Below are 18,802 nucleotides of genomic sequence, written 5' to 3' on the forward strand. Positions count from 1 at the left end.
CGGGGCAGGGCTTCCCTTGGGTGATCTTGGCGCCGCCCGGCGCGCGGGTTAGGCGTGTGGCTCAACCTTCTCAACGGGAGAGACGCACATGGCCGATCTGGCCCTCGCCACCGACAAGATCCGCGCCGCCGTCGGCGAAAACTCGGGTCTGGGCAAGACCGTGAAGCTGGACTTCGGCGATGACGGCAAGATTTACATCGACGGCGCCTCGGCTCCGAACACCGTCAGCAACGACGACAAGCCGGCCGACGCCACCGTCTCGATCAAGTGGGACGACTTCGTCGCCCTGGCCGAAGGCCGCCTCGACCCGATGATGGCTTTCATGCAGGGCAAGCTGAAGATCGCGGGCGACATGATGATCGCCCAGAAGCTGGCCCCGCTGCTCAAGGGCTGAGCGCGGGCTGAGGCTTGATGTTCGACGGCGCGGCTCCGACGGGGCCGCGCCGTTTTCATGTAGGGAGAGGCGTAGATGGATTTCCGGCTGAGCGAGCGGGGCGAGCACTGGCGCGAGCGGGTGCGCCGTTTCATGGAGGCGGAGGTCCTGCCGCGCGAGGCGGAGTATCGCGCCCAGGTCCGCGCCGATCCGAATCGCCAGCCGCCGGTGATGGAAGACCTCAAGGCCAGGGCCAAGGCCGAGGGCCTGTGGAACATGTTCCTGCCGGGCGAGCACGGCGCGGGGCTGTCGAACCTGGAATACGCCCCCATCGCCGAGCTGATGGGGCGGGCGCTGTGGTCGGCCGAGGCGTTCAACTGCAACGCGCCGGACACCGGCAATATGGAAGTCCTGCACATGTACGGCGACGCCGCCCAGCAGGAGCGGTGGCTCAAGCCCCTGATGGCGGGAGAAATCCGTTCGGCCTTCCTGATGACCGAGCCTGAGGTCGCTTCGTCCGACGCCACCAACATCCAGACCCGGATCGAGCGCGACGGCGACCATTACGTCATCAACGGCCGCAAATGGTGGTCGACCAACATGGCGCACCCGAACGTCGCCGTGACCATCGTCATGGGCAAGACCGATCCCGACGCCGCTGTTCACCAGCAGCAGAGCCAGATCATCGTCCCAGTCGACACGCCCGGCTTCCGCGTCGAGCGGATGCTGTCGGTGTTCGGATACGACGAGGCGCCGATCGGCCACGCCGAGGTGGTGCTGGAGAACGTCCGCGTGCCCGCCTCGAACCTGATCGCGGGCGAGGGGCGCGGCTTCGAGATCGCCCAGGGCCGCCTGGGGCCGGGCCGCATCCACCACTGCATGCGGACCATCGGCGCGGCCGAAAAGGCGCTGGAGCTGATGGTTGATCGCCTGCTCAGCCGCACCGCCTTCCGCAAGACCATCGCCGAGCATTCGGTGTGGGAGCAGCGGGTGGCCGAGGCGCGCACCAATATCGAGATGTGCCGTCTGCTGGTGCTGAAGGCCGCCTGGATGATGGACGAGGTCGGGGCCAAGGGCGCCAAGTCCGAGATCGCCCAGATCAAGGTCGCCGCGCCGCGCATGGCGCTGAAGGTCATCGACGACGCGATTCAGGCGTTCGGCGGGGCGGGGGTGTCGGGCGACACGCCGCTGGCCGAACTCTACGCCATGGTGAGGACCCTGCGCATCGCCGACGGACCGGACGAGGTGCACAACCGCACCATCGCCCGACTGGAGTACGCCGCGCGAACGCGCGGCTAGGTTGCCGCTCGCCTCACAGTTCGTCGCTGGGCGGCCGCTGGTGGTGATGGTGCGCCGAGGGCGAGCTGAAGTCGCCGTCCACGATGTCGCCCAGATAAAGGTTCGAGCTGGCCTTGTCGGGCGGCGGCGGCGTGCGGCCGAACAGCCAGTCCATGAAACCGCGCTTGCCCGTGCGCGGGGTCTCGGGGGCGGGGGGATGTCGCGGAGTCATCATGACGGACTCTCCTGAAGGCTGGAATTTAACCCCTCGGCGGGGCCTCTGTTCCTCCGGTCTAGCTGTTGTCGTCCTCATTATTTTCTTCGCCGTCGAGCGGCGTCTCGTGCGCCAGCAGCAGGGCCAGACGGCGACGCGCGCGGTTGACCCGGCTCTTGACCGTGCCCACGGCGCAGCCGGCGATATCGGCCGCCTCCTGATAGGAAAGCCCGGCGGCGCCGACCATGATGATCGCCTCGCGATGCTCGGGCGGCAGGGCGTTGAGCGCCGTTCGGAGCGCCGTCAGCTCCGCCGTCCATTCCTGGCTGGGCTCAGCGGTCAGGCCGGCGGCGTGGCGGCCTTCTTCATCGGCCACTTCGCGGCGTCGGCGGGCGGCGCCGGTGTACCAGCTGTTTCTCAGAATCGTGAACAGCCAGGCCCTGAGATTGGTCCCGGCCTCGAACCGCGTCCGATGCGTCCACGCCTTGACCAGCGTCTCCTGCACCAGATCATCGGCATCGGCCCGGTTGCGCGCCAGGGAGAAGGCGAAGGCCCGCAACGCCGGAATCTGGCAGGCCAGCATGGCGCGCCAATTGGCCGGGTTCGTCAGGTCTGGCGACCGGCCGGGATCGGGCGTCGATGGCGGGGGCTCGATGGCGTTCGGCCCCTCGGGCATGCGCATCTGGGGCATGCTGCGGGATCCTGAATGACCTGCGCCCTGTCGGCGCCGGAACCCCATCAGAACGTCGGTTGACGACGCCTGTTCCGTTGCGCCGCCCCTCTCAACCGGCCGGCTGGCGGCCGTCGCGCCGGCGGAACCGCCTTTGCGCAGGCTGCATTTCAGGAAGGTGGCGACAGACGACATTCATCCAGGGGGACAGGGCGTCATGACCGGAATGCTGCGCAGACCGGCGGAGGCCGCCGGGGATCTCGAGCGTTATCGGCAGGTGCGCGCCGTGCTGCCTGCCCTGGCGGCGTCCCTCTCGGCCGAGGACCTGCAGGCCCAGTCCACGGCCGAAGCCAGTCCGGGCAAGTGGCACCTGGGCCATGTGAGCTGGTTCTTCGAAACCATGCTGCTCGATCGGCCGGGCTATGAGTCGATCGACCCCCGGCTGCGGCGGGTCTTCAACTCCTATTATGAGGCCCTGGGCGACCGGATCGGTCGGGACGAGCGGGGGCTGATGACGCGGCCTTCGCTGGCCGACGTCATGGCCTATCGCGCCGAAGTCGACCGTCGGATGGAGGCGCGCCTGGCCGATGCGTCCGCGCCGTTCGACGCCCTGCGCCGCTATCTGTTTGAACTGGGCCTGAACCACGAGCAGCAGCATCAGGAGCTTTTCCTGATGGACCTCCTGCATCTGATGTCGCGTTCGCCGCTGGACCCGGCGGCCTATGAGGAGGAGCCTCGCCATGCGCCGCTCCAGCCGTCGCGTGGAGGCTGGCAGGCGTTCGAGGGCGGCCTTGTCGAGACCGGCGCGGGGGAGGAGGGGTTCGCCTTCGACAACGAACGGCCTGCGCACCGGGTCTGGCTTGAGCCGTTCGCCCTGGCCGCCGACCTGACGACCAATGGCGACTGGCTGGCCTTCATGAATGACGGCGGCTACGCCCGGCCCGAACTGTGGCTGAGCGACGGCTGGGCGACGGTCCAGGCGTGCGGCTGGACCGCGCCTCTCTATTGGCGGCGAGAGGACGGGGCGGGCTGGACGGTCATGACCCTGGCGGGGCGGCGGCCGGTGGATCCTGCCGCGCCGGTGCGCCATGTCAGCTTCTATGAGGCCGACGCCTTCGCGCGGTGGTCGGGCCGGCGTCTGCCCACCGAGGCGGAATGGGAACACGCCGCCCGCAGCCGTCCCGACGCCTTCTCCAACCTGGACAATGAGGCGTGGCAGTGGACAGCCGGCGCCTACGGCCCTTACCCCGGCTTTCGACCGACCGAGGGCACGGCCGCCGAGTACAACGGCAAGTTCATGGCCAATCAGATGGTGCTGCGCGGCGGCGCCTTCGCCACGGCGCCGGGACATGCGCGGCCGACCTATCGCAACTTCTTCTACCCTGATCAGCGCTGGGCCTTCGCGGGCGTCCGGCTGGCGTCCGATCCCGGCGACGCGGCCCGAGGCGACGAGACCGATGACGAGCATGAGGCCTTCCGCCGCGACCTGGTCGCGGGCCTGGCGTCGTCGCCCAAGAGCCTGCCGCCCAAATGGTTCTATGACGCGCGCGGGTCGGAGCTGTTCGAGGCCATCACCCGCCTGCCGGAATACTATCCGACCCGGCAGGAGGCGGCGCTGCTCCGGCGGGTCGCCCCGCGCTGGGCCGAACGCTTCGGCCCCGACGCCGTGCTGGTCGAACTCGGCTCGGGCGCCAGCGAGAAGACGCGCATCGTGCTGGACGCGGCCCCCGATCTGGCGGCCTATGTCCCCATCGACATCAGCCCCACGGCGCTGGAGGAGGCGGCCGCCCGCCTGAGGCAGGCCTATCCCGATCTGAAGGTCCTGCCCATCGTCGGCGACTTCGAGCATCTGGGCGTCCTGCCGGCCGAGGCGGGGCAGGGTCGGCGGGTCGGCTTCTTTCCCGGTTCGACCATCGGCAATCTCTCGCCGGCGACGGCCGAGGCGCTCCTGCGCGGCGCGCGCGACATGCTGGGACCGGACGCCCTGTTCATTCTGGGCGTCGACCTGATCAAGGACGCCCCGACCTTGATCGCCGCCTATGACGACGCCGAAGGCGTGACGGCGCGCTTCAACCTGAATGTCCTGACCCGCGCCAATCGGGACCTGGGCGCGGACTTCGACCTGGACGCCTTCGCCCACCGCGCCGTCTGGAACGAGGCAGAGGCGCGGATGGAGATGCATCTGGAGGCCCTGCGCCCCATGACGGTGCGGCTGGGCAAGCTGGTCTTCCGTCTGGCGCAGGGCGAGACGATCCACACCGAGAACTCGCGCAAGTTCGACGAGGCCCGCGTGCGCGCCCTGGCCGAAGCCGCCGGCTGGCGCGTCGAGGCCTTCGAGGTCAGCGACGTCCCGCGCGTGGCCCTGGCCCTTCTGGCCTGCTGACCGCCGACCGGCTGTCAGCCAAAGAAAAACGGCGAGGTTTCCCACGCCGTCGGAAGGTTATGAAATCGATCGCGGGGGATCAGCGCTTCGGCGGCGCCGGGTCCTGACCGGTCTTGTTTCGCGCGCCGTGGGAGGCTTCGCCGCCCTTGCGTCCGGCCTGGGCCGCGAGCGTGCGGTCCTGGGAGAAGCTGCGCTTCTCGCTGGGGACGCTGGCGCCGCCCTTGCGAGCGATTTCGCGCTGACGTTCCGGGTCCATGGAGGCGAAGCCTCGCTTGGAAACACCGGAGCCGCGGGTGGGCTGACCTTCGGCCATTTCAGATGTTCCTTTCGTAGACGGTGGCGCTTGCGCAAGAGAACCCGGCCCCGGCGCGGAGGTTCCGACAAAGGATTAAAACCCTGTTCGGCAAACGGCGGCCGCGCGCGTGCTCGGCGGGGGAACCGCGCGGATTCCGGCGGGTTCATCGAAGCTCGGAATGCAGATTTCAGGAGCTTAGCCCATGCCGGTTTCCAAGAACCCCATCGCCGACGCCGACGCCGACGGCGCTCCGTCGCCCGAAGACATCACCGAAGGTCGTTCGACCCTGGGCGACCGCCTGGAAGGCGCGGCTGATGACATCCTGGCGGCCGGCGCCCGGCCGCGTCCCCTTCGCCGAGCCGTGCGCGAGGATGCGGCGGAAATGCGCGACTGGGCCCGCCATCGCGGCTCTCAGGCCTGCGAGGCGATTCGCGACGAACCGATCCGCATGACGCTCTATGCGCTCGGCATCGGCGTCCTGATCGGCCTGCTGGCCGCGCGCTAGACCATGATAGGTTCGGATTGAATCAATCCGAACTCAGATCAATGGTCCGACATCAAAGGGGTCAGGCCGGGCCGGAGGCCGGGCGCGCGATCGGCGCCGCCTGCATGGCCCGGTCTGAGACGAAGGGATTGCTGCGCCGTTCAGCACCGAACGTTGAATGCGGCCCGTGGCCCGGCACGAAGGTCACATCGTCGCCCAGCGGCCACAGCTTGGTGGTGATTGCGCTCAGCAGGGCCTGATGGTCGCTGCGCGGGAAGTCGGTGCGGCCAACCGAGCCCTGGAACAGCACGTCGCCGACCTGGGCGAAGCGGGCCTCGCGGTTGAAGAAGATCACATGGCCGGGCGTGTGGCCGGGGCAGTGGAAGACCTCCCACGTCGTCTCGCCCAGCGTCAGAACGTCGCCGTCGTCCAGCCAGCGCGTGGGGGTGAAGGTGCGGGCCTCGGGCAGGCCGTATTTCTGGCCCTGCGTGGGAATCAGGTCGATCCAGAACTGGTCTTCAGGATGAGGCCCCACGATGTCGAGGCCGGTCTTTTCCTGCATCTCGGCGGCGGCGCCCGCGTGATCCAGATGCCCGTGGGTGATCCAGATGGCGTCCAGCGTCAGTCCGCGCCGCGCGACCTCGCCCAGAATGGCGTCGACTGAGCCGCCCGGATCGATGACGGCGGCCTTCTTGGTCTTCGTGCACCAGACCGTCGTGCAGTTCTGCTGAAGCGGCGTAACGGGCGTGACGAAGACGCCGATGGGGGCTGAAGGCTGGCTCATGCGTCATGAGATAGCGGCCCGATGACCACAAAGGAACCGCGTTGCGTTGACGTTTCGGCCCCTTCTCGACATAAGGGCGGGCTCCGAGGCGCCGCTCCCGAAAGGGGCGGCCCTGTTGCTTTATCCACCGCGCGCCTTTGCGGCGTCGCCACAGAGCGTCAGATACCCGACCATGCAAGTCGTCGAAAAGTCGAACGAAGGCCTCAGCCGCGTGATCGCGGTGACCATTCCCGTCGCAGAGCTGAATGAAAAGCTCGAAGCCCGCATCAAGGAAGTGGCTCCCCAGATGAAGCTGAAGGGCTTCCGTCCGGGCAAGGTGCCGGCCTCGTACGTCAAGAAGACCTTCGGCCGTGACTTCATGGGCGAAATCATCAACGCCTCGCTGAACGAGACCAGCCAGGGCGCTCTGGAAGAGCTGAAGCTGCGTCCGGCCGCTCCGGCCGAGATGAACCTGACCTCCGACATGGACAAGGTCATCGCCGGTCAGGAAGACCTGGCCTATGAGATGTCGCTGGAAGTCATGCCGGAATTCACCCCGGTCGACCCCAAGACCCTGAAGCTGACCCGCCCGACCTATGAGGCCTCGGAAGAGGACCTGGACGAAGCGCTGAAGGAACTGGCCTCGCAGGCCAAGTCCTACGAGGACAAGAAGGGCAAGACGGTCAAGGCCGCCGACGGCGACCAGCTGACCATCGACTTCCTGGGCAAGATCGACGGCGAGGCCTTCGACGGCGGCGCCGCCACCGACGCCGACCTGGTGATCGGCTCGGGCCGCTTCATCCCCGGCTTCGAAGAGCAGCTCAAGGGCGCCAAGGTCGGTGAAGAAAAGACCATCGAAGTGACCTTCCCGGAAGAGTACCAGGCCAAGCACCTGGCCGGTAAGGCCGCGACCTTCGACGTCACGGTCAAGGCCATCAAGGCCGAGGTCGAATCCAAGATCGACGACGAGTTCGCCAAGCGCATCGGACTGGAGTCGCTGGACCAGCTGAAGGAACTGCTGAAGTCCAACCTGAACCAGCAATACGCCGGCGCCACCCGCTTCAAGCTGAAGCGCGCCCTGCTGGACGTGCTGGACGAAGGCCACGACTTCGCCCTGCCGCCGAAGATGGTCGACGCCGAGTTCGAAGGCATCTGGGCCCAGGTTTCGGCCGACAAGGACGCCGGCCAGCTGCCGGAAGAAGACGCCAAGAAGTCGGAAGACGAACTGAAGGCCGAGTATCGCAAGATCGCCGAGCGCCGCGTGCGCCTGGGTCTGGTCCTGGCCGAGATCGGCCGCGCCAACAACGTCGGCGTGTCGGATCAGGAACTGTCGAACGCCATCATGGCCGAAGCCCGCAACTATCCGGGTCAGGAAAAGATGGTGCTGGACTTCTATCGCCAGAACCCCAACGCCGCCGCCCAGCTGCGCGCGCCGATCTATGAAGAGAAGGTCGTCGACCTGATCGTCTCGGTCGCCGAGGTGAAGGACGAAGCCATCTCCAAGGAAGAGCTGATGAAGGAAGAAGACGAGGGCTGATCTCGTCGTCTTACGGATCGGTAACTGTCGTTCCGTCAGCCATTCAGGCAAATGAAAAGGGTTCGCTTCGGCGGGCCCTTTTTGATTCTGGAGTCGACCTCATGGCCTTTTGGACGATGATCGCCCTGGCGGCCGGGCTGACGTCGATGGAGCCTCTTCAAGCCCAAGCCCAAGCCCAAGCCCAAGCCCAAGCCCAAGCCCCGGCCCAGTCTTCGGCTCAATCTCAGACCACGCCCGACCTCGACGCCGTTCAGGTCGAGGACGTCACGGTGGCCGCCACCCTGCGCGACGCCCAACTGCGGGCGCGGGTCGACACCTTCATCGAAAGCAACATGGCCCCTCCGGCTGGGCGTCCCCTGGCGCGTTGGAACAAGCCGGTTTGCGTGGCGACGGCCCATCTGACGCCGCAGTACGCCCAGGCCGTCATCGACCGCGTGGCTCAGCGCATCATCGAGGCCGGCGGCGACGTCGCTGGGCCGGGCTGCAAGGTCGACGTGATGATCGTCGGGACGGACGACGGCGCCCAGATGGCCAAGGCCCTGGTGAAGGACGATCCGCGCGGCTATCGGCCCGCGCGCGGCGCGACCGATCGGGGCCGGGCGGCCCTGCAGCGTTTCCAGGAGGGCGAGGCCCCCGTGCGCTGGTGGCATGTCAGCCTGCCGGTCAACATCGACACCGGCGAGATCGCCGTCCGCCTGGACGGCGAGGAGTATCCGACCAATACGGTGCGCGAATCCTCGCGCCTGCGCAGCAATGTGCGCGATGACCTGGCGCGCGTCGTCATCATCGTGGACTTCACCCGGACGACCCAGGTTCGGATGAGCGCCTTGGTCGACTATGTGGCCTTCATCGCCCTGGCGCAGGTCAATCCCGAGGGTGATCTGGCGGGGCAGGACACCATCCTCAACCTGTTCACCCGGCCGGACGAGATCACGGAGATGACCCGTTGGGACCGCGACTATCTGGCGGCCCTGTATCGCGCCACGCCCAATCGCTTCACCCTGCAGGCCCAGACGCGGGGCATCGCGGACGAAGTGGTGCACGGTCGTCGCGATCGATAGGCGATAAGTCCGCTCCCCCGGCGGATGCGCCTTGCGCAGGCCCGAGGCGAACGCGATATGCTGAAGCGAGGGCGCGACTCAAGCGCGCCATGAATCCGAGAGACCCCATGCGCGATCCGATCGACTACATCTCCAACAACCTGGTGCCGATGGTGGTGGAGCAATCCAGCCGCGGCGAGCGGTCGTTCGACATCTTCTCGCGCCTGCTGCGCGAGCGGATCATCTTCCTGACCGGCCCGTTCGAAGACGGCATGGCCTCGCTGATCTGCGCCCAGCTGCTGTTCCTGGAATCGGAGAACCCGAAGAAGGAAATCAGCATGTACATCAACAGCCCCGGCGGTCAGGTGACCTCGGCGCTCGCGATCTACGACACCATGCAGTACATCAAGTCGCCGGTCTCGACCGTGGTCATGGGCATGGCCGCCTCGGCCGGTTCGCTGATCCTGACGGCCGGTGAAGCGGGCCAGCGCATCGCCTTGCCGAACGCGCGGGTCATGGTGCACCAGCCCTCGGGCGGCTTCCGCGGCACGGCCTCGGACATCGAGCGCCACGCCGAGGACATCATCGCCACCAAGCGCCGCCTGAACGAAATCTACGTCCAGCACACGGGTCGGACCTATGAGGAAGTCGAGCGCACCCTGGACCGCGACCACTTCATGACCGCCGAGGAAGCCAAGGCCTGGGGCATCGTCGACCACGTCTATGACAAGCGCACCCAGGCGGATGACGACGGCGTCAAGGCTCCCTGAGCCTTAGCCGGCCTCAAACTGCGACAATTTGCGAGGCGGGATTCGGCGACGGATTCCGCCTCGAATCATGTTTGAGACTCGTTATCGGCAAAGGGGAATTCATGGCGACGCAGTGGAGAGACGACGGTTTCCGATATGGGCCCGTCACGCGCGCGCTGCACTGGGCGATGGTCCTGTTGCTGGCTTGGCAGTTCACCGGCATGGCCATCAAGCTGATCGTCGGCAAGGCGCCGATCACCGCCTTCTGGGTCGGAACCCACAAGGGGATCGGGGTCGTCCTGCTGGCCCTGATCGTGGTGCGGGCCCTGTGGGGCCTCTATAATATGAAGACGCGCCCGGCGCACGGCGGCGGCTTCTGGGGACGGGCCGCCAAGGTCGGGCATCTGGCGCTCTACGCCCTGATGCTGATCGTGCCGTCGCTGGCGCTGCTGCGGCAGTATGGATCGGGCAAGCCGCTGGACGTGTTCGGCGTGCGCCTGATCGACGGCGGCTGGGCTGAGGTGTCGTGGATGACCGCTCCGGCCAACGCCGTGCACGGCCTGCTGGCCTGGGTGTTGCTGGCCGCCATCGCGGGCCACATCCTGATGGTGCTGGTCCACCGTTTCATCTGGAAGGACGACACGGTCGGCCGGATGATCGGCTAGGCTGGTTCAACCCGCCGTCGCCGAGAGGGCGACGGCGGGAGACGTCATCAGACGTCCAGGTCGGCCTGGGCGAAGCGGGCGTTTTCCTGGATGAACTGATAGCGGGCCTCGGCCTTGCGGCCCATCAGGCGCTCGACCAGATCCTCGATCTCTTCCTCGCTGTCGGGCAGGGCGACGCGGGCCAGGGTCCGCTTCTTCGGGTCCATGGTGGTCTCTTTCAGCTGAGAGGCCATCATCTCGCCCAGACCCTTGAACCGGCCGATCTCGGTCTTCTTGCCCTTGAACACGCTGGCCAGAAGCTCGTCGCGGTGGGCGTCGTCGCGGGCGTATTCCGACAGCGGGCCTGCCGAAATCCGATAGAGCGGCGGCAGGGCCATGTAGAGCCGCCCCTGACGGATCAGGTCCGGCATGGAGCGGTAGAAGAAGGTGATCAGCAGGGCCGCGATGTGGGCGCCGTCGACGTCGGCGTCGGTCATGATGACCACGCGCTCATAGCGCAGGTCGTCGACGCTGAAGCGGCTGCCCGCCTGAACGCCCAGCGCCAGCATCAGGTCGGTCAGCTCGACGTTGGCGCGCAGCTTGTCGGCGGTGGCCGAGGCGACGTTCAGGATCTTGCCGCGCAGGGGCAGGATGGCCTGGGTCGTGCGGTCGCGCGCCTGCTTGGCCGAGCCGCCGGCCGAGTCGCCCTCGACGATGAACAGTTCGGTGCCCTCGGCGGCCTGACGGCTGCAGTCCGACAGCTTGCCGGGCAGGCGCAGCTTGCGCGTGGCGGCCGCGCGCTGGACTTCCTTGTCCTTGCGGCGGCGCAGGCGGTCCTCGGCCCGGTCGATGACGAAGCCGAGCAGGGCGTTGGCCTGTTTCGGGCTCTCGGTCAGCCAGTGGTCGAAGGGGTCGCGCAGCAGCTGTTCGGCCAGGCGCGCGCCCTCGGGCGAGGACAGGCGGTCCTTGGTCTGGCCCTGAAACTCGGGGTTGCGGATGAAGATGGAGATCATCGCCCCCGCATTGGCGATGACGTCTTCCGCCGTGATCTGGGCGGCGCGCTTCTCATTGGTCAGCTCGCCATAGGCCTTCAGCCCCTTGACCAGGGCGGCGCGGAAACCCGCCTCATGGGTGCCACCGTCGGGGGTCGAAACGGTGTTGCAGTAGGAGGCGACGAAGCTGTCGGCGTCGCCGAAGCCGATGGGGGACCAGGTCACAGCCCATTCCAGGGCGCCCGCCTCGCCCTTGCGCTCGACGCGCCCGGCGAAGACGGGGGTGACGGTCTCGATCTCGCCCACGCGCTCGGCCAGGGCGTCGGCCAGGCCGCCGGGGAAGTGCAGCGTCGCCTGGGCGGGCGTCTGGTCGGTGATGCGTTCCGGCGCGCAGGTCCAGCGGATCTCGACGCCGCGGAACAGATAGGCCTTGGCCCGCGTCATGCGGAACAGGCGGGCGGGCTTGAAGGCCGCGCCGACGCCGAAGATCTGTTCGTCCGGCTTGAACCGGATCAGGGTGCCCTTCTTCTTCGACGGGCCGACCTGCTGGATCGGTCCCTGCGACAGGCCGCGGCTGAAGGACTGCCGCCATTCGAAGCCGTCGCGCCAGACGGTGACGTCCAGGCTTTCCGACAGGGCGTTGACGACCGAGACGCCGACGCCGTGCAGGCCGCCCGATGTCTCATAGGCCTTGCCCGAGAACTTGCCGCCCGAATGCAGCACCGTCATGACGACTTCCAGCGCCGACTTGCCGGGGTGCTTGGGATGAGGGTCGACCGGGATGCCGCGCCCGTCGTCGCGCACCGACAGATAGCCCTCGGCGTCTAAGTCGACGGTGATCAGCTTGGCGTGCTTGGCGACGGCCTCGTCCATCGCATTGTCCAGCACCTCGGCGAACAGGTGGTGCAGGGCGCGCTCGTCGGTGCCGCCGATATACATGCCGGGGCGCTTGCGGACGGGCTCCAGGCCTTCCAGCACCTCGATCGAGGAGGCGGAATAGCCGGTGGCGGCCGCCGTCGCGGCGCTGGCGTGGGACGTCAGCTCGACCTTCGGTTCATGCACGGGCTGAGGCGCAACCGGAGGCGCCGCCTGGGGAGCGGGCGTCGCAGCGGGCGCAGGGGCGGCGGGCTTGGCCGGTTCGGCGTCGTCGAGCTTGGAAAACAGGTCGTCCATCAGGGCATTTTGCGGCGATTCGGGGCAGGGTCTGGTAGGCTTCGAAGACGGCGGGGGCAAGGCCCGCGTCAGGGCGCTCGGTCCGGGATCAGATTACGCGCCATCAGCGCCATGAACAGGGTCCACGGCAGATCCTGATGCCGCATCAGCACGCTTTCCGACAGGCTCAGCAGCAGGAAGGCCGCCAGCCAGGCCAGACTCCAGTAGCCCTCGCGTCGCCCCAGGCTGGACAGGCGCATGAGCACGGCGGCCGCTGTCACGGCCACGACGACGCCGACCAGGCTGACGCCGGCCCAGCCCAGCTCTGCGCGCAGGTCCAGCCAGCCCTGGTGGGCGGACGGGACGCGCCAGCCCGTCTCATGGCGGATCCACTCCATCGGTTCCGAGTGCGGCAGCCAGAAGGCGCTGTAGCCGTAGCCCAGCCAGGGCCTGCGCTCGGCCATGCGGCCGATGGCGTCCCAGATTTCCGTACGGCCCGTCAGGCTGGGGTCCTTGCCGAACAAGGCCAGGATCTCGACGGAGAACTCGCTCCAGGCCCAAAGGCCGCCGACCAGGGCGACGCCCATGCACCAGACGGCGATGACGCCGAACACCGGCCCCAGACGCCGCACCAGCCGGCAAAGCAGCACCAGACCGCCGCCCAGCACCGCCATGACGAGGGCGGTCTTGGACTGAGAGCCCAGCAAGGCCAGGGTGCAGACCGCCAGGGCGGCCAGAGCCAAGCGACGATCCTTCACGTCGGTCTGCGCCGCCAGCAGGGCGGAGGCGCCGATCAGGCCGACCGCCATGACCATGCCCAGCTGGTTCTTCTCGTACCAGACGCCCCGCCACATGCCGGCGTTGGCCTCATGGTGGATGCCGAACCCCGGAAAGATGAAGACGGCGATCAGGCTGCCGATCCCCAGGGTCAGGAAGGTCGCGGTCAGCAGTCGGGGCAGGGCGATCCCGCGAAAGACCGCGCCCAGATAGACGGCGAAGATCCCGGTCAGTCCCAGGGCGAGCACGCGCCGCTCGGTCACATCCGGGGCCTGGGACCATAGGCTGGACGCCAGCGCCATGACGACCATCAGCAATAGGGGGATGAAAGCGGGCCAGGCCGCCGCCATCCGGCGTGCGCGAAATCCGATCAGACTCAGGATCACCAGATAGATCGGCGGCCAGATCAGCCGCAGCACCGGCGTTTCCTGCTGCTGCGGCGCGAAGATCGGACCCAGAAGGGCGCCGGACAGCAGGGTCAGGATCAGACCGGCCGCCGCCTGCTCCCACAGGGTGGGGGCGTCGGGATCGCGTCGTGAAAGGGCGGTCGCCCCCGTCACGCCTTCTCCACGAAGGTGTCGATGACCTTCTTCTCGCCGGCCTTGTCGAAGGCGACGACCAGCTTGTTGCCCTCGACCGCGCGGACGTGGCCGTAGCCGAACTTCTGGTGGAAGACCCGGTCGCCGCGCGCCCAGCCGGACGCCGCCTTGGGATCAGCCGTGGCGATCAGGCGTCCTTCGCCCTCGATCATTGCGCGACGAGCATAGGCGGGCTTGGGCGTCTGGTTCGCGGTATAGGTCTGGGCGCGCTTCCAGCCAGGGCTGGAATAGCTGCCGCCGAAGGAGGGGGCGTCGTCCCAGCGGCTCTTGGCCTCCTTCATGCCGGTCGAGGCGCCGTAATAGCCGGTGTCCGACTGCGGCTCGACGTGGGCGATCGGCAGTTCATCGACGAAGCGGCTGGGCAACTGAGATGTCCAGCGGCCATAGACCATGCGGTTGGCGGCGAAGCTGATGCGCGCATCCTGCTTGGCGCGGGTGACGCCGACGTAGGCCAGACGGCGTTCCTCCTCCAAGCCCTTCACGCCCTTCTCGTCGATGCTGCGCTGGCTGGGGAAGACGCCTTCTTCCCAGCCCGGTAGGAAGACCAGAGGGAACTCCAGCCCCTTGGCGCCGTGCAGGGTCATAATCTGCACCGAGCCCGATCCGTCGGCGTTCTCGTCGCGGCGCTCCAGGTCCATGACCAGTGAAACGTGCTCCAGATAGGCCTGCAGCGTCTCGAAGGACTGCATCGACTGGGTCAGTTCCTTCAGGTTGTCCAACCGCGTCTGGCCGCTGGTGCGGTCGGCCTTCTGCATGGCGGTGTAGCCGCTCTCGTCCAGCAGGGTCTCCGTCACCTGCCAGTGCGGCGTGCCCATGGCCATCAGGTCGCGCCAGCGGTCCAGATCGCGCACGAAGTTGGCCAGCGGCGTGCGGGTGCGCGCCTGAAGCTCGTCCGTCGTGATCAGGTGGCGCACCGCCTGCATGGCCGAGACGCCGTTCTCGCGCGCGATGTGCAGGATCTTCTGGACCGAGGTGTCGCCGATGCCGCGCTTGGGAACGTTGACGATGCGCTCGAACGCCAGGTCGTCGTCCTCGGACTGGATCAGGCGCAGATAGGCGTGTGCGTCGCGGATTTCCGCTCGCTCGAAGAAGCGCGGCCCGCCGATGACGACATAGGGAATGGCCAGCATCAGAAAGCGTTCTTCAAACGCTCTCATCTGGAAGGACGCGCGAACAAGGACGGCCATGTCCTTGTAATTTATGCCCTGCTTGCGCGCGGTCTCGATCTCGTCGGCGATCAAGCGGGCCTCCGCCTCGCCGTCCCAGACGCCGCGCACGCGCACCTTGTCGCCGCTGTCGTCCTCGGTCCACAGGGTCTTGCCCAGCCGGTCCTGATTGGCCGCGATCAGGGCCGAGGCCGCGCCCAGGATGTGCTTGGTCGAGCGATAGTTGCGCTCCAGCCGGATGACCTTGGCGCCGGGGAAGTCGCGCTCGAAGCGCAGGATGTTGTCCACCTCGGCCCCGCGCCAGCCATAGATCGACTGATCATCGTCGCCGACGCAGCAGACATTGCCGGTCGAGGAGGTCAGCAGCCGCAGCCACAGATACTGGGCGACGTTGGTGTCCTGATACTCGTCCACCAGGATGTAGCGGAACCGGCGACGATATTCTTCCGCTAGATCAGCATGTTTCGACAGGATGGTGATGTTGTGCAGCAACAGGTCGCCGAAGTCGCAGGCGTTCAGCGTCGCCAACCGCGACTGATAGGCGGCGTACAGCGCCGGGCCCTTGCCGTTGGCGAAGTCCTCGCCGGGCGGCAGCTTGTCGGGCGTCCAGCCGCGGTTCTTCCAGTGGTCGATCATATGGGCCAGCGACTTGGGCGTGAACCGCTTGGTGTCGATGTTGGCCGCTTCCAGAAGCTGCTTCAGCAGCCGCTCCTGATCATCGGTGTCGAGTATGGTGAAGCTGGACTTCAGCCCGACCAGTTCCGCATGGCGACGCAGGATCTGCGCGGCGACCGAGTGGAAGGTGCCCAGCCAGCGCAGCCCCTCGGACGACGGGCCGATCAGATGGCCGATCCGCTCGCGCATCTCGCGCGCGGCCTTGTTGGTGAAGGTGACGACCAGCAGCTCCCACGGCTTGGCCCGGCCCGTCGCCAGGATGTGCGCCAGTCGCGTGGTCAGGACGCGCGTCTTGCCCGTGCCCGCGCCCGCCAGCACCAGCACCGGCCCCTCGGTCGTCTCCACCGCCTCGCGCTGTTCGGGGTTCAGGCCCGCCAGATAGTCGGCCGCCGGCCCTTGCGGGGCCTGGGCGCGGGCGAGGTCGGAAATGCGGGGGGCGGGCAGGTCGGTCACAGGGGCAAGCACTCGGGCGGCGTCTGGGGCGGTCGCCCCGTCGGAATCTGAAGGGAGAACATAAGCAGCACAGCGGCCAAAGTCAGGCCTAATCGCACGGGCTGTTTCCGGAACCGTGCAGCCAGAGCGCCGTTGTCCCAGATGACAGGCCAACAAAGGGAAGGGATGCCTTATGGCGGAAAACTCCAGCGGCGGCGGGAACGCCGGTCTCGCCTTCATCGTCGGCGGTCTGGTCGTGGTGGTGGCCATCCTGGCCTGGTTCCTGCTGGGACGAGACGGAGCGCCGGACACCAAGAACGTCGATGTCGAGGTCAAGCTGCCTGAGGTCTCGGCGCCGGCCGCGCCGGGCGGGAATTGAGGCGAGGCCATGACCGATCCGAACCTTCCTCCCGAGCGGGTGGTGCATCAGACCACGATCAACACCTCTTCGTCTCCGCCGCGAAAGAGCGGTGGCGTCGGCCTGGCCTTCGTCGTCGGCGGCCTGGTGGTGCTGGTGGCGGTCATCGCCTGGTTCGTTTTCGGGAGCGGCCGTGTTCCGGAGCCGGAGCGACCCAACCTGGATGTCGACATCACCTTGCCGACGCCGCGCCTTCCCGAGGTGCCCGACCGCCCGGCTCCGCCCGAATTGCCCCGCCCGAGCGAACCGCCGCAGGTGGCGACCCCGCCTTCTCAGGACTGAGCTGATGAAGCCGGCGCTGAAGAGGGTCTATGAGCCGCCGTCGAAATCGGACGGAACGCGCATTCTGATCGATCGCCTGTGGCCGCGGGGGCTGAGCAAGGACAAGGCCCATGTCGACCTGTGGCTCAAGGCGATCGCGCCCAGCACCGAACTGCGTCGCTGGTTCGGCCATGACCCCGAGAAATGGACGGAGTTCCAGCATCGTTATCGCGCGGAGCTCAAGGCCAACGGCGACGCCGTGTCCGAGTTGAAGGCCGCGCTCGCCGACGGTCCGGCGACGCTGGTCTATGGGGCGAGGGACGAAGCGCACAACGACGCCGTGGTGCTGGCGGATTATCTCGCCAACCTCTAACCGCTCATCCCGGCCTTCGCGGACCTATTTCAGCCGATAGCTGATGGTCGTGACGACCCGAACCTTCTTGTTCGGCGTGCTGGCCTCGTCGCCGGCGCCGTCGCGCGACAGGATCTCGAACGATCCTTGCCCCGCCGTCTTGATCGGCCCCAGAGGCGCGCCGGAATCCTTGGCGAACTGTTCGGCGCCGGTGCGGGCGGCGGCGGTGGCCTCGGCGATCATGGCGGGCCGCACGTCGTTGAGCTTGGTGAAGAGGTAGGACGGACCCTGGAAGTCCTGCAGCACCACGCCCTGGCGCACCAGATCGTTCAGATTGCGAGTGGTGGTCTGGACCCGGTCCACATCCGTGGTGCGGACGATGACGGTCTGGGTCAGGATGAAGCGCGGCCCGCCGGTCTGGCTGGCGTACTCGCGAGAGCGGGTGTCAGCCACGCCCAACTGGCCCAGGTCCACCGCGTCGTCGGGATAGCCTTGGGCCTTCAGGAACTGCCGCACGATGGCCAGGTCGCCGTCGATCCGCGCCTGCACCTCCGACAGCACGTCGCCCGAGGCGGTGAAGCGGATCGGCAGGACGGCCAGGTCGGCCTTCACGTCCTTTTCCGCCAGACCGCGCACGGTGACGGAGCGGTCCCCCGCGCGGGCGTTGACCACGCCCTGGCCGATCAGGGCGCCGCCGCCGATCAGTCCGATGGCCACCAGTCCGCCGAAGACGGCGGCGGGGATGAGGCGGTTCCTGTCGATGTCAGCGCTCATGAGGTCTTCTCTTCTGCGAAGCTGCGGTCGCCGCCGACCCACTGCAGGGCCAGGATGCGGCAGGCGGAGGCCAGGGGGCGGCGGCCCCGCCAGGCGTCGATGCGGATCAGCAGGCCGGACCGACTGAGCGCCAGTTCGGCCGCGATGGCGTCCAGCACGGCCCAGAACTCAGGCTCCAGCGCCACCGAGGTGGCGTGGCCGGACAGCAGCACCGATCGCTTGACGAGACTGCTCAAGGTCTAGCGTACGCCCACCATCACGATCTCGACGCTGTTCGGCGCGCCGCGCGTCAGGACCGAATGGCGCGTGTCGGTGGTGAAGCGCAGGGCGCCCGACGGATCGCGGATTTCGGCGCGGGCGGCGTACTCCATGCGGCTGTCGATCCTGTCGTTCGGCACCGAAAGAGTGACGGCGTAGGGCGGGCCGCGGCCGTCCAGGCGCTGGGTCGTCTCGGCCAGGACGCGGGCAGGGGCGTCGGCGCGGCTGACGTCCTCGACCTTGACGGTCAGAACATGGCCCGGCGGCAGCATGATGCGCTCGCGATAGGTCGCCGTGATCTGCACCTGGGTGGAGGCTGCGGGGCTCTCGGGCATGGACGAGCAGGCGGCGGCCAGAAGGGCCGGGGCCAGGACGAGAGGGGCGAGGAACAGGCGCATCGGCGTCTCCTTTGAGGGGCAGCTTAACAGAACGCGCCAGCGTCGCATAAGGCTGCAACAGTTTGAGAGACGCGGGATAGGAAGCGGTGCTATCGGAAGTTCCCGTTTCGTTTCGATC

The 18,802-nt window shown here is 67.6% G+C and carries 21 protein-coding genes; 11 read left to right on the plus strand and 10 right to left on the minus strand.

What is annotated here, in order from left to right:
- The first annotated feature begins 88 nt into the window (after nt 1-88).
- Both ACWGL1_RS03970 and ACWGL1_RS03975 read left to right on the plus strand, forming a co-directional pair.
- Nucleotides 89-394, plus strand: a complete 306-nt coding sequence (locus ACWGL1_RS03970; RefSeq protein ID WP_452111247.1) for an SCP2 sterol-binding domain-containing protein — start codon at nt 89-91, stop codon at nt 392-394.
- A gap of 75 nt (nt 395-469) precedes the next feature.
- On the plus strand, nt 470-1,672 hold the full coding sequence (locus tag ACWGL1_RS03975) for an acyl-CoA dehydrogenase family protein (protein ID WP_452111248.1): 1,203 nt from the start codon (nt 470-472) through the stop codon (nt 1,670-1,672).
- A 13-nt stretch (nt 1,673-1,685) separates the two neighbouring features.
- On the opposite strand, the gene ACWGL1_RS03980 is transcribed toward ACWGL1_RS03975, so the two are convergent.
- Nucleotides 1,686-1,886, minus strand: a complete 201-nt coding sequence (locus tag ACWGL1_RS03980; RefSeq protein ID WP_291781908.1) for a hypothetical protein — start codon at nt 1,884-1,886, stop codon at nt 1,686-1,688.
- A gap of 58 nt (nt 1,887-1,944) precedes the next feature.
- A complete protein-coding gene (locus ACWGL1_RS03985) occupies nt 1,945-2,556 on the minus strand; it encodes a sigma-70 family RNA polymerase sigma factor (RefSeq protein WP_452111249.1) in 612 nt (203 codons plus the stop codon).
- Nucleotides 2,557-2,752: 196 nt separating this feature from the next.
- On the opposite strand from ACWGL1_RS03985, the gene egtB reads away from it, so the two are divergent.
- On the plus strand, nt 2,753-4,918 hold the full coding sequence (egtB, locus tag ACWGL1_RS03990) for an ergothioneine biosynthesis protein EgtB (RefSeq protein WP_452111250.1): 2,166 nt from the start codon (nt 2,753-2,755) through the stop codon (nt 4,916-4,918).
- 79 nt (nt 4,919-4,997) lie between these two features.
- Here egtB and ACWGL1_RS03995 read toward each other — a convergent pair whose 3' ends face one another.
- Nucleotides 4,998-5,231, minus strand: a complete 234-nt coding sequence (locus tag ACWGL1_RS03995) for a con-10 family general stress protein (RefSeq protein ID WP_291781918.1) — start codon at nt 5,229-5,231, stop codon at nt 4,998-5,000.
- Between the two features lie 184 nt (nt 5,232-5,415).
- Between ACWGL1_RS03995 and ACWGL1_RS04000 the strand changes: the two genes are divergently transcribed.
- Nucleotides 5,416-5,718: a hypothetical protein gene (locus ACWGL1_RS04000; protein ID WP_452111251.1), complete on the plus strand. Its 303-nt coding sequence runs from the start codon at nt 5,416-5,418 to the stop codon at nt 5,716-5,718.
- A gap of 61 nt (nt 5,719-5,779) precedes the next feature.
- Here ACWGL1_RS04000 and ACWGL1_RS04005 read toward each other — a convergent pair whose 3' ends face one another.
- The gene (locus ACWGL1_RS04005) at nt 5,780-6,481 is read right to left on the minus strand and encodes an MBL fold metallo-hydrolase (RefSeq protein ID WP_312217776.1); all 702 of its coding nucleotides are present in this window, start codon (nt 6,479-6,481) and stop codon (nt 5,780-5,782) included.
- Nucleotides 6,482-6,653: 172 nt separating this feature from the next.
- Here ACWGL1_RS04005 and tig point away from each other — a divergent pair, with 172 nt between their 5' ends.
- The 4 genes from tig (at nt 6,654) to ACWGL1_RS04025 (ending at nt 10,451) form a co-directional block, all read left to right on the plus strand.
- Nucleotides 6,654-7,997, plus strand: a complete 1,344-nt coding sequence (tig, locus tag ACWGL1_RS04010; protein WP_291781927.1) for a trigger factor — start codon at nt 6,654-6,656, stop codon at nt 7,995-7,997.
- A 101-nt stretch (nt 7,998-8,098) separates the two neighbouring features.
- Nucleotides 8,099-9,058: a hypothetical protein gene (locus ACWGL1_RS04015; protein ID WP_452111252.1), complete on the plus strand. Its 960-nt coding sequence runs from the start codon at nt 8,099-8,101 to the stop codon at nt 9,056-9,058.
- 107 nt (nt 9,059-9,165) lie between these two features.
- Entirely contained in the window at nt 9,166-9,807 is a 642-nt protein-coding gene (locus ACWGL1_RS04020; RefSeq protein ID WP_003165321.1) for an ATP-dependent Clp protease proteolytic subunit, read from the plus strand.
- Between the two features lie 101 nt (nt 9,808-9,908).
- On the plus strand, nt 9,909-10,451 hold the full coding sequence (locus ACWGL1_RS04025; RefSeq protein ID WP_452111253.1) for a cytochrome b: 543 nt from the start codon (nt 9,909-9,911) through the stop codon (nt 10,449-10,451).
- A gap of 47 nt (nt 10,452-10,498) precedes the next feature.
- Here the strand turns inward: ACWGL1_RS04025 and ACWGL1_RS04030 are convergent, their stop codons facing one another.
- From ACWGL1_RS04030 to ACWGL1_RS04040, 3 genes are all read right to left on the minus strand, one after another.
- On the minus strand, nt 10,499-12,595 hold the full coding sequence (locus tag ACWGL1_RS04030) for a DNA topoisomerase IV subunit B (protein WP_291781940.1): 2,097 nt from the start codon (nt 12,593-12,595) through the stop codon (nt 10,499-10,501).
- A 68-nt stretch (nt 12,596-12,663) separates the two neighbouring features.
- A complete protein-coding gene (locus tag ACWGL1_RS04035; protein WP_452111254.1) occupies nt 12,664-13,911 on the minus strand; it encodes an O-antigen ligase family protein in 1,248 nt (415 codons plus the stop codon).
- The gene (locus tag ACWGL1_RS04040; protein WP_452111255.1) at nt 13,908-16,256 is read right to left on the minus strand and encodes an ATP-dependent helicase; all 2,349 of its coding nucleotides are present in this window, start codon (nt 16,254-16,256) and stop codon (nt 13,908-13,910) included. The genes ACWGL1_RS04035 and ACWGL1_RS04040 overlap by 4 nt, the downstream gene beginning before the upstream one ends.
- A 160-nt stretch (nt 16,257-16,416) precedes the next feature.
- Here ACWGL1_RS04040 and ACWGL1_RS04045 point away from each other — a divergent pair, with 160 nt between their 5' ends.
- Genes ACWGL1_RS04045 through ACWGL1_RS04055 form a run of 3 tightly spaced genes read left to right on the plus strand, consistent with a single transcriptional unit; the run spans nt 16,417 to nt 17,275 of the window.
- Nucleotides 16,417-16,602, plus strand: a complete 186-nt coding sequence (locus ACWGL1_RS04045; protein WP_452111256.1) for a hypothetical protein — start codon at nt 16,417-16,419, stop codon at nt 16,600-16,602.
- Between the two features lie 9 nt (nt 16,603-16,611).
- Nucleotides 16,612-16,923 carry a hypothetical protein gene (locus tag ACWGL1_RS04050; RefSeq protein WP_452111257.1) on the plus strand — a complete coding sequence of 104 codons (312 nt, stop codon included), beginning with the start codon at nt 16,612-16,614 and terminating at the stop codon, nt 16,921-16,923.
- A 4-nt stretch (nt 16,924-16,927) separates the two neighbouring features.
- Entirely contained in the window at nt 16,928-17,275 is a 348-nt protein-coding gene (locus ACWGL1_RS04055; RefSeq protein ID WP_343829226.1) for a DUF488 domain-containing protein, read from the plus strand.
- A 24-nt stretch (nt 17,276-17,299) separates the two neighbouring features.
- Here ACWGL1_RS04055 and ACWGL1_RS04060 read toward each other — a convergent pair whose 3' ends face one another.
- From ACWGL1_RS04060 to ACWGL1_RS04070, 3 genes are read right to left on the minus strand one after another with little or no spacing between them, the layout of a single operon-like run.
- The gene (locus ACWGL1_RS04060) at nt 17,300-18,028 is read right to left on the minus strand and encodes an SIMPL domain-containing protein (protein ID WP_291781955.1); all 729 of its coding nucleotides are present in this window, start codon (nt 18,026-18,028) and stop codon (nt 17,300-17,302) included.
- Nucleotides 18,025-18,264, minus strand: coding sequence for a ribbon-helix-helix domain-containing protein (locus tag ACWGL1_RS04065; protein ID WP_291781958.1), 240 nt, complete (start codon nt 18,262-18,264; stop codon nt 18,025-18,027). Before ACWGL1_RS04065 ends, ACWGL1_RS04060 begins: the two co-directional genes overlap by 4 nt.
- A gap of 3 nt (nt 18,265-18,267) precedes the next feature.
- Nucleotides 18,268-18,684: a YbaY family lipoprotein gene (locus tag ACWGL1_RS04070; RefSeq protein ID WP_452111258.1), complete on the minus strand. Its 417-nt coding sequence runs from the start codon at nt 18,682-18,684 to the stop codon at nt 18,268-18,270.
- Nucleotides 18,685-18,802: the final 118 nt, after the last annotated feature.

The organism is Brevundimonas sp. NPDC055812, from assembly GCF_053616535.1.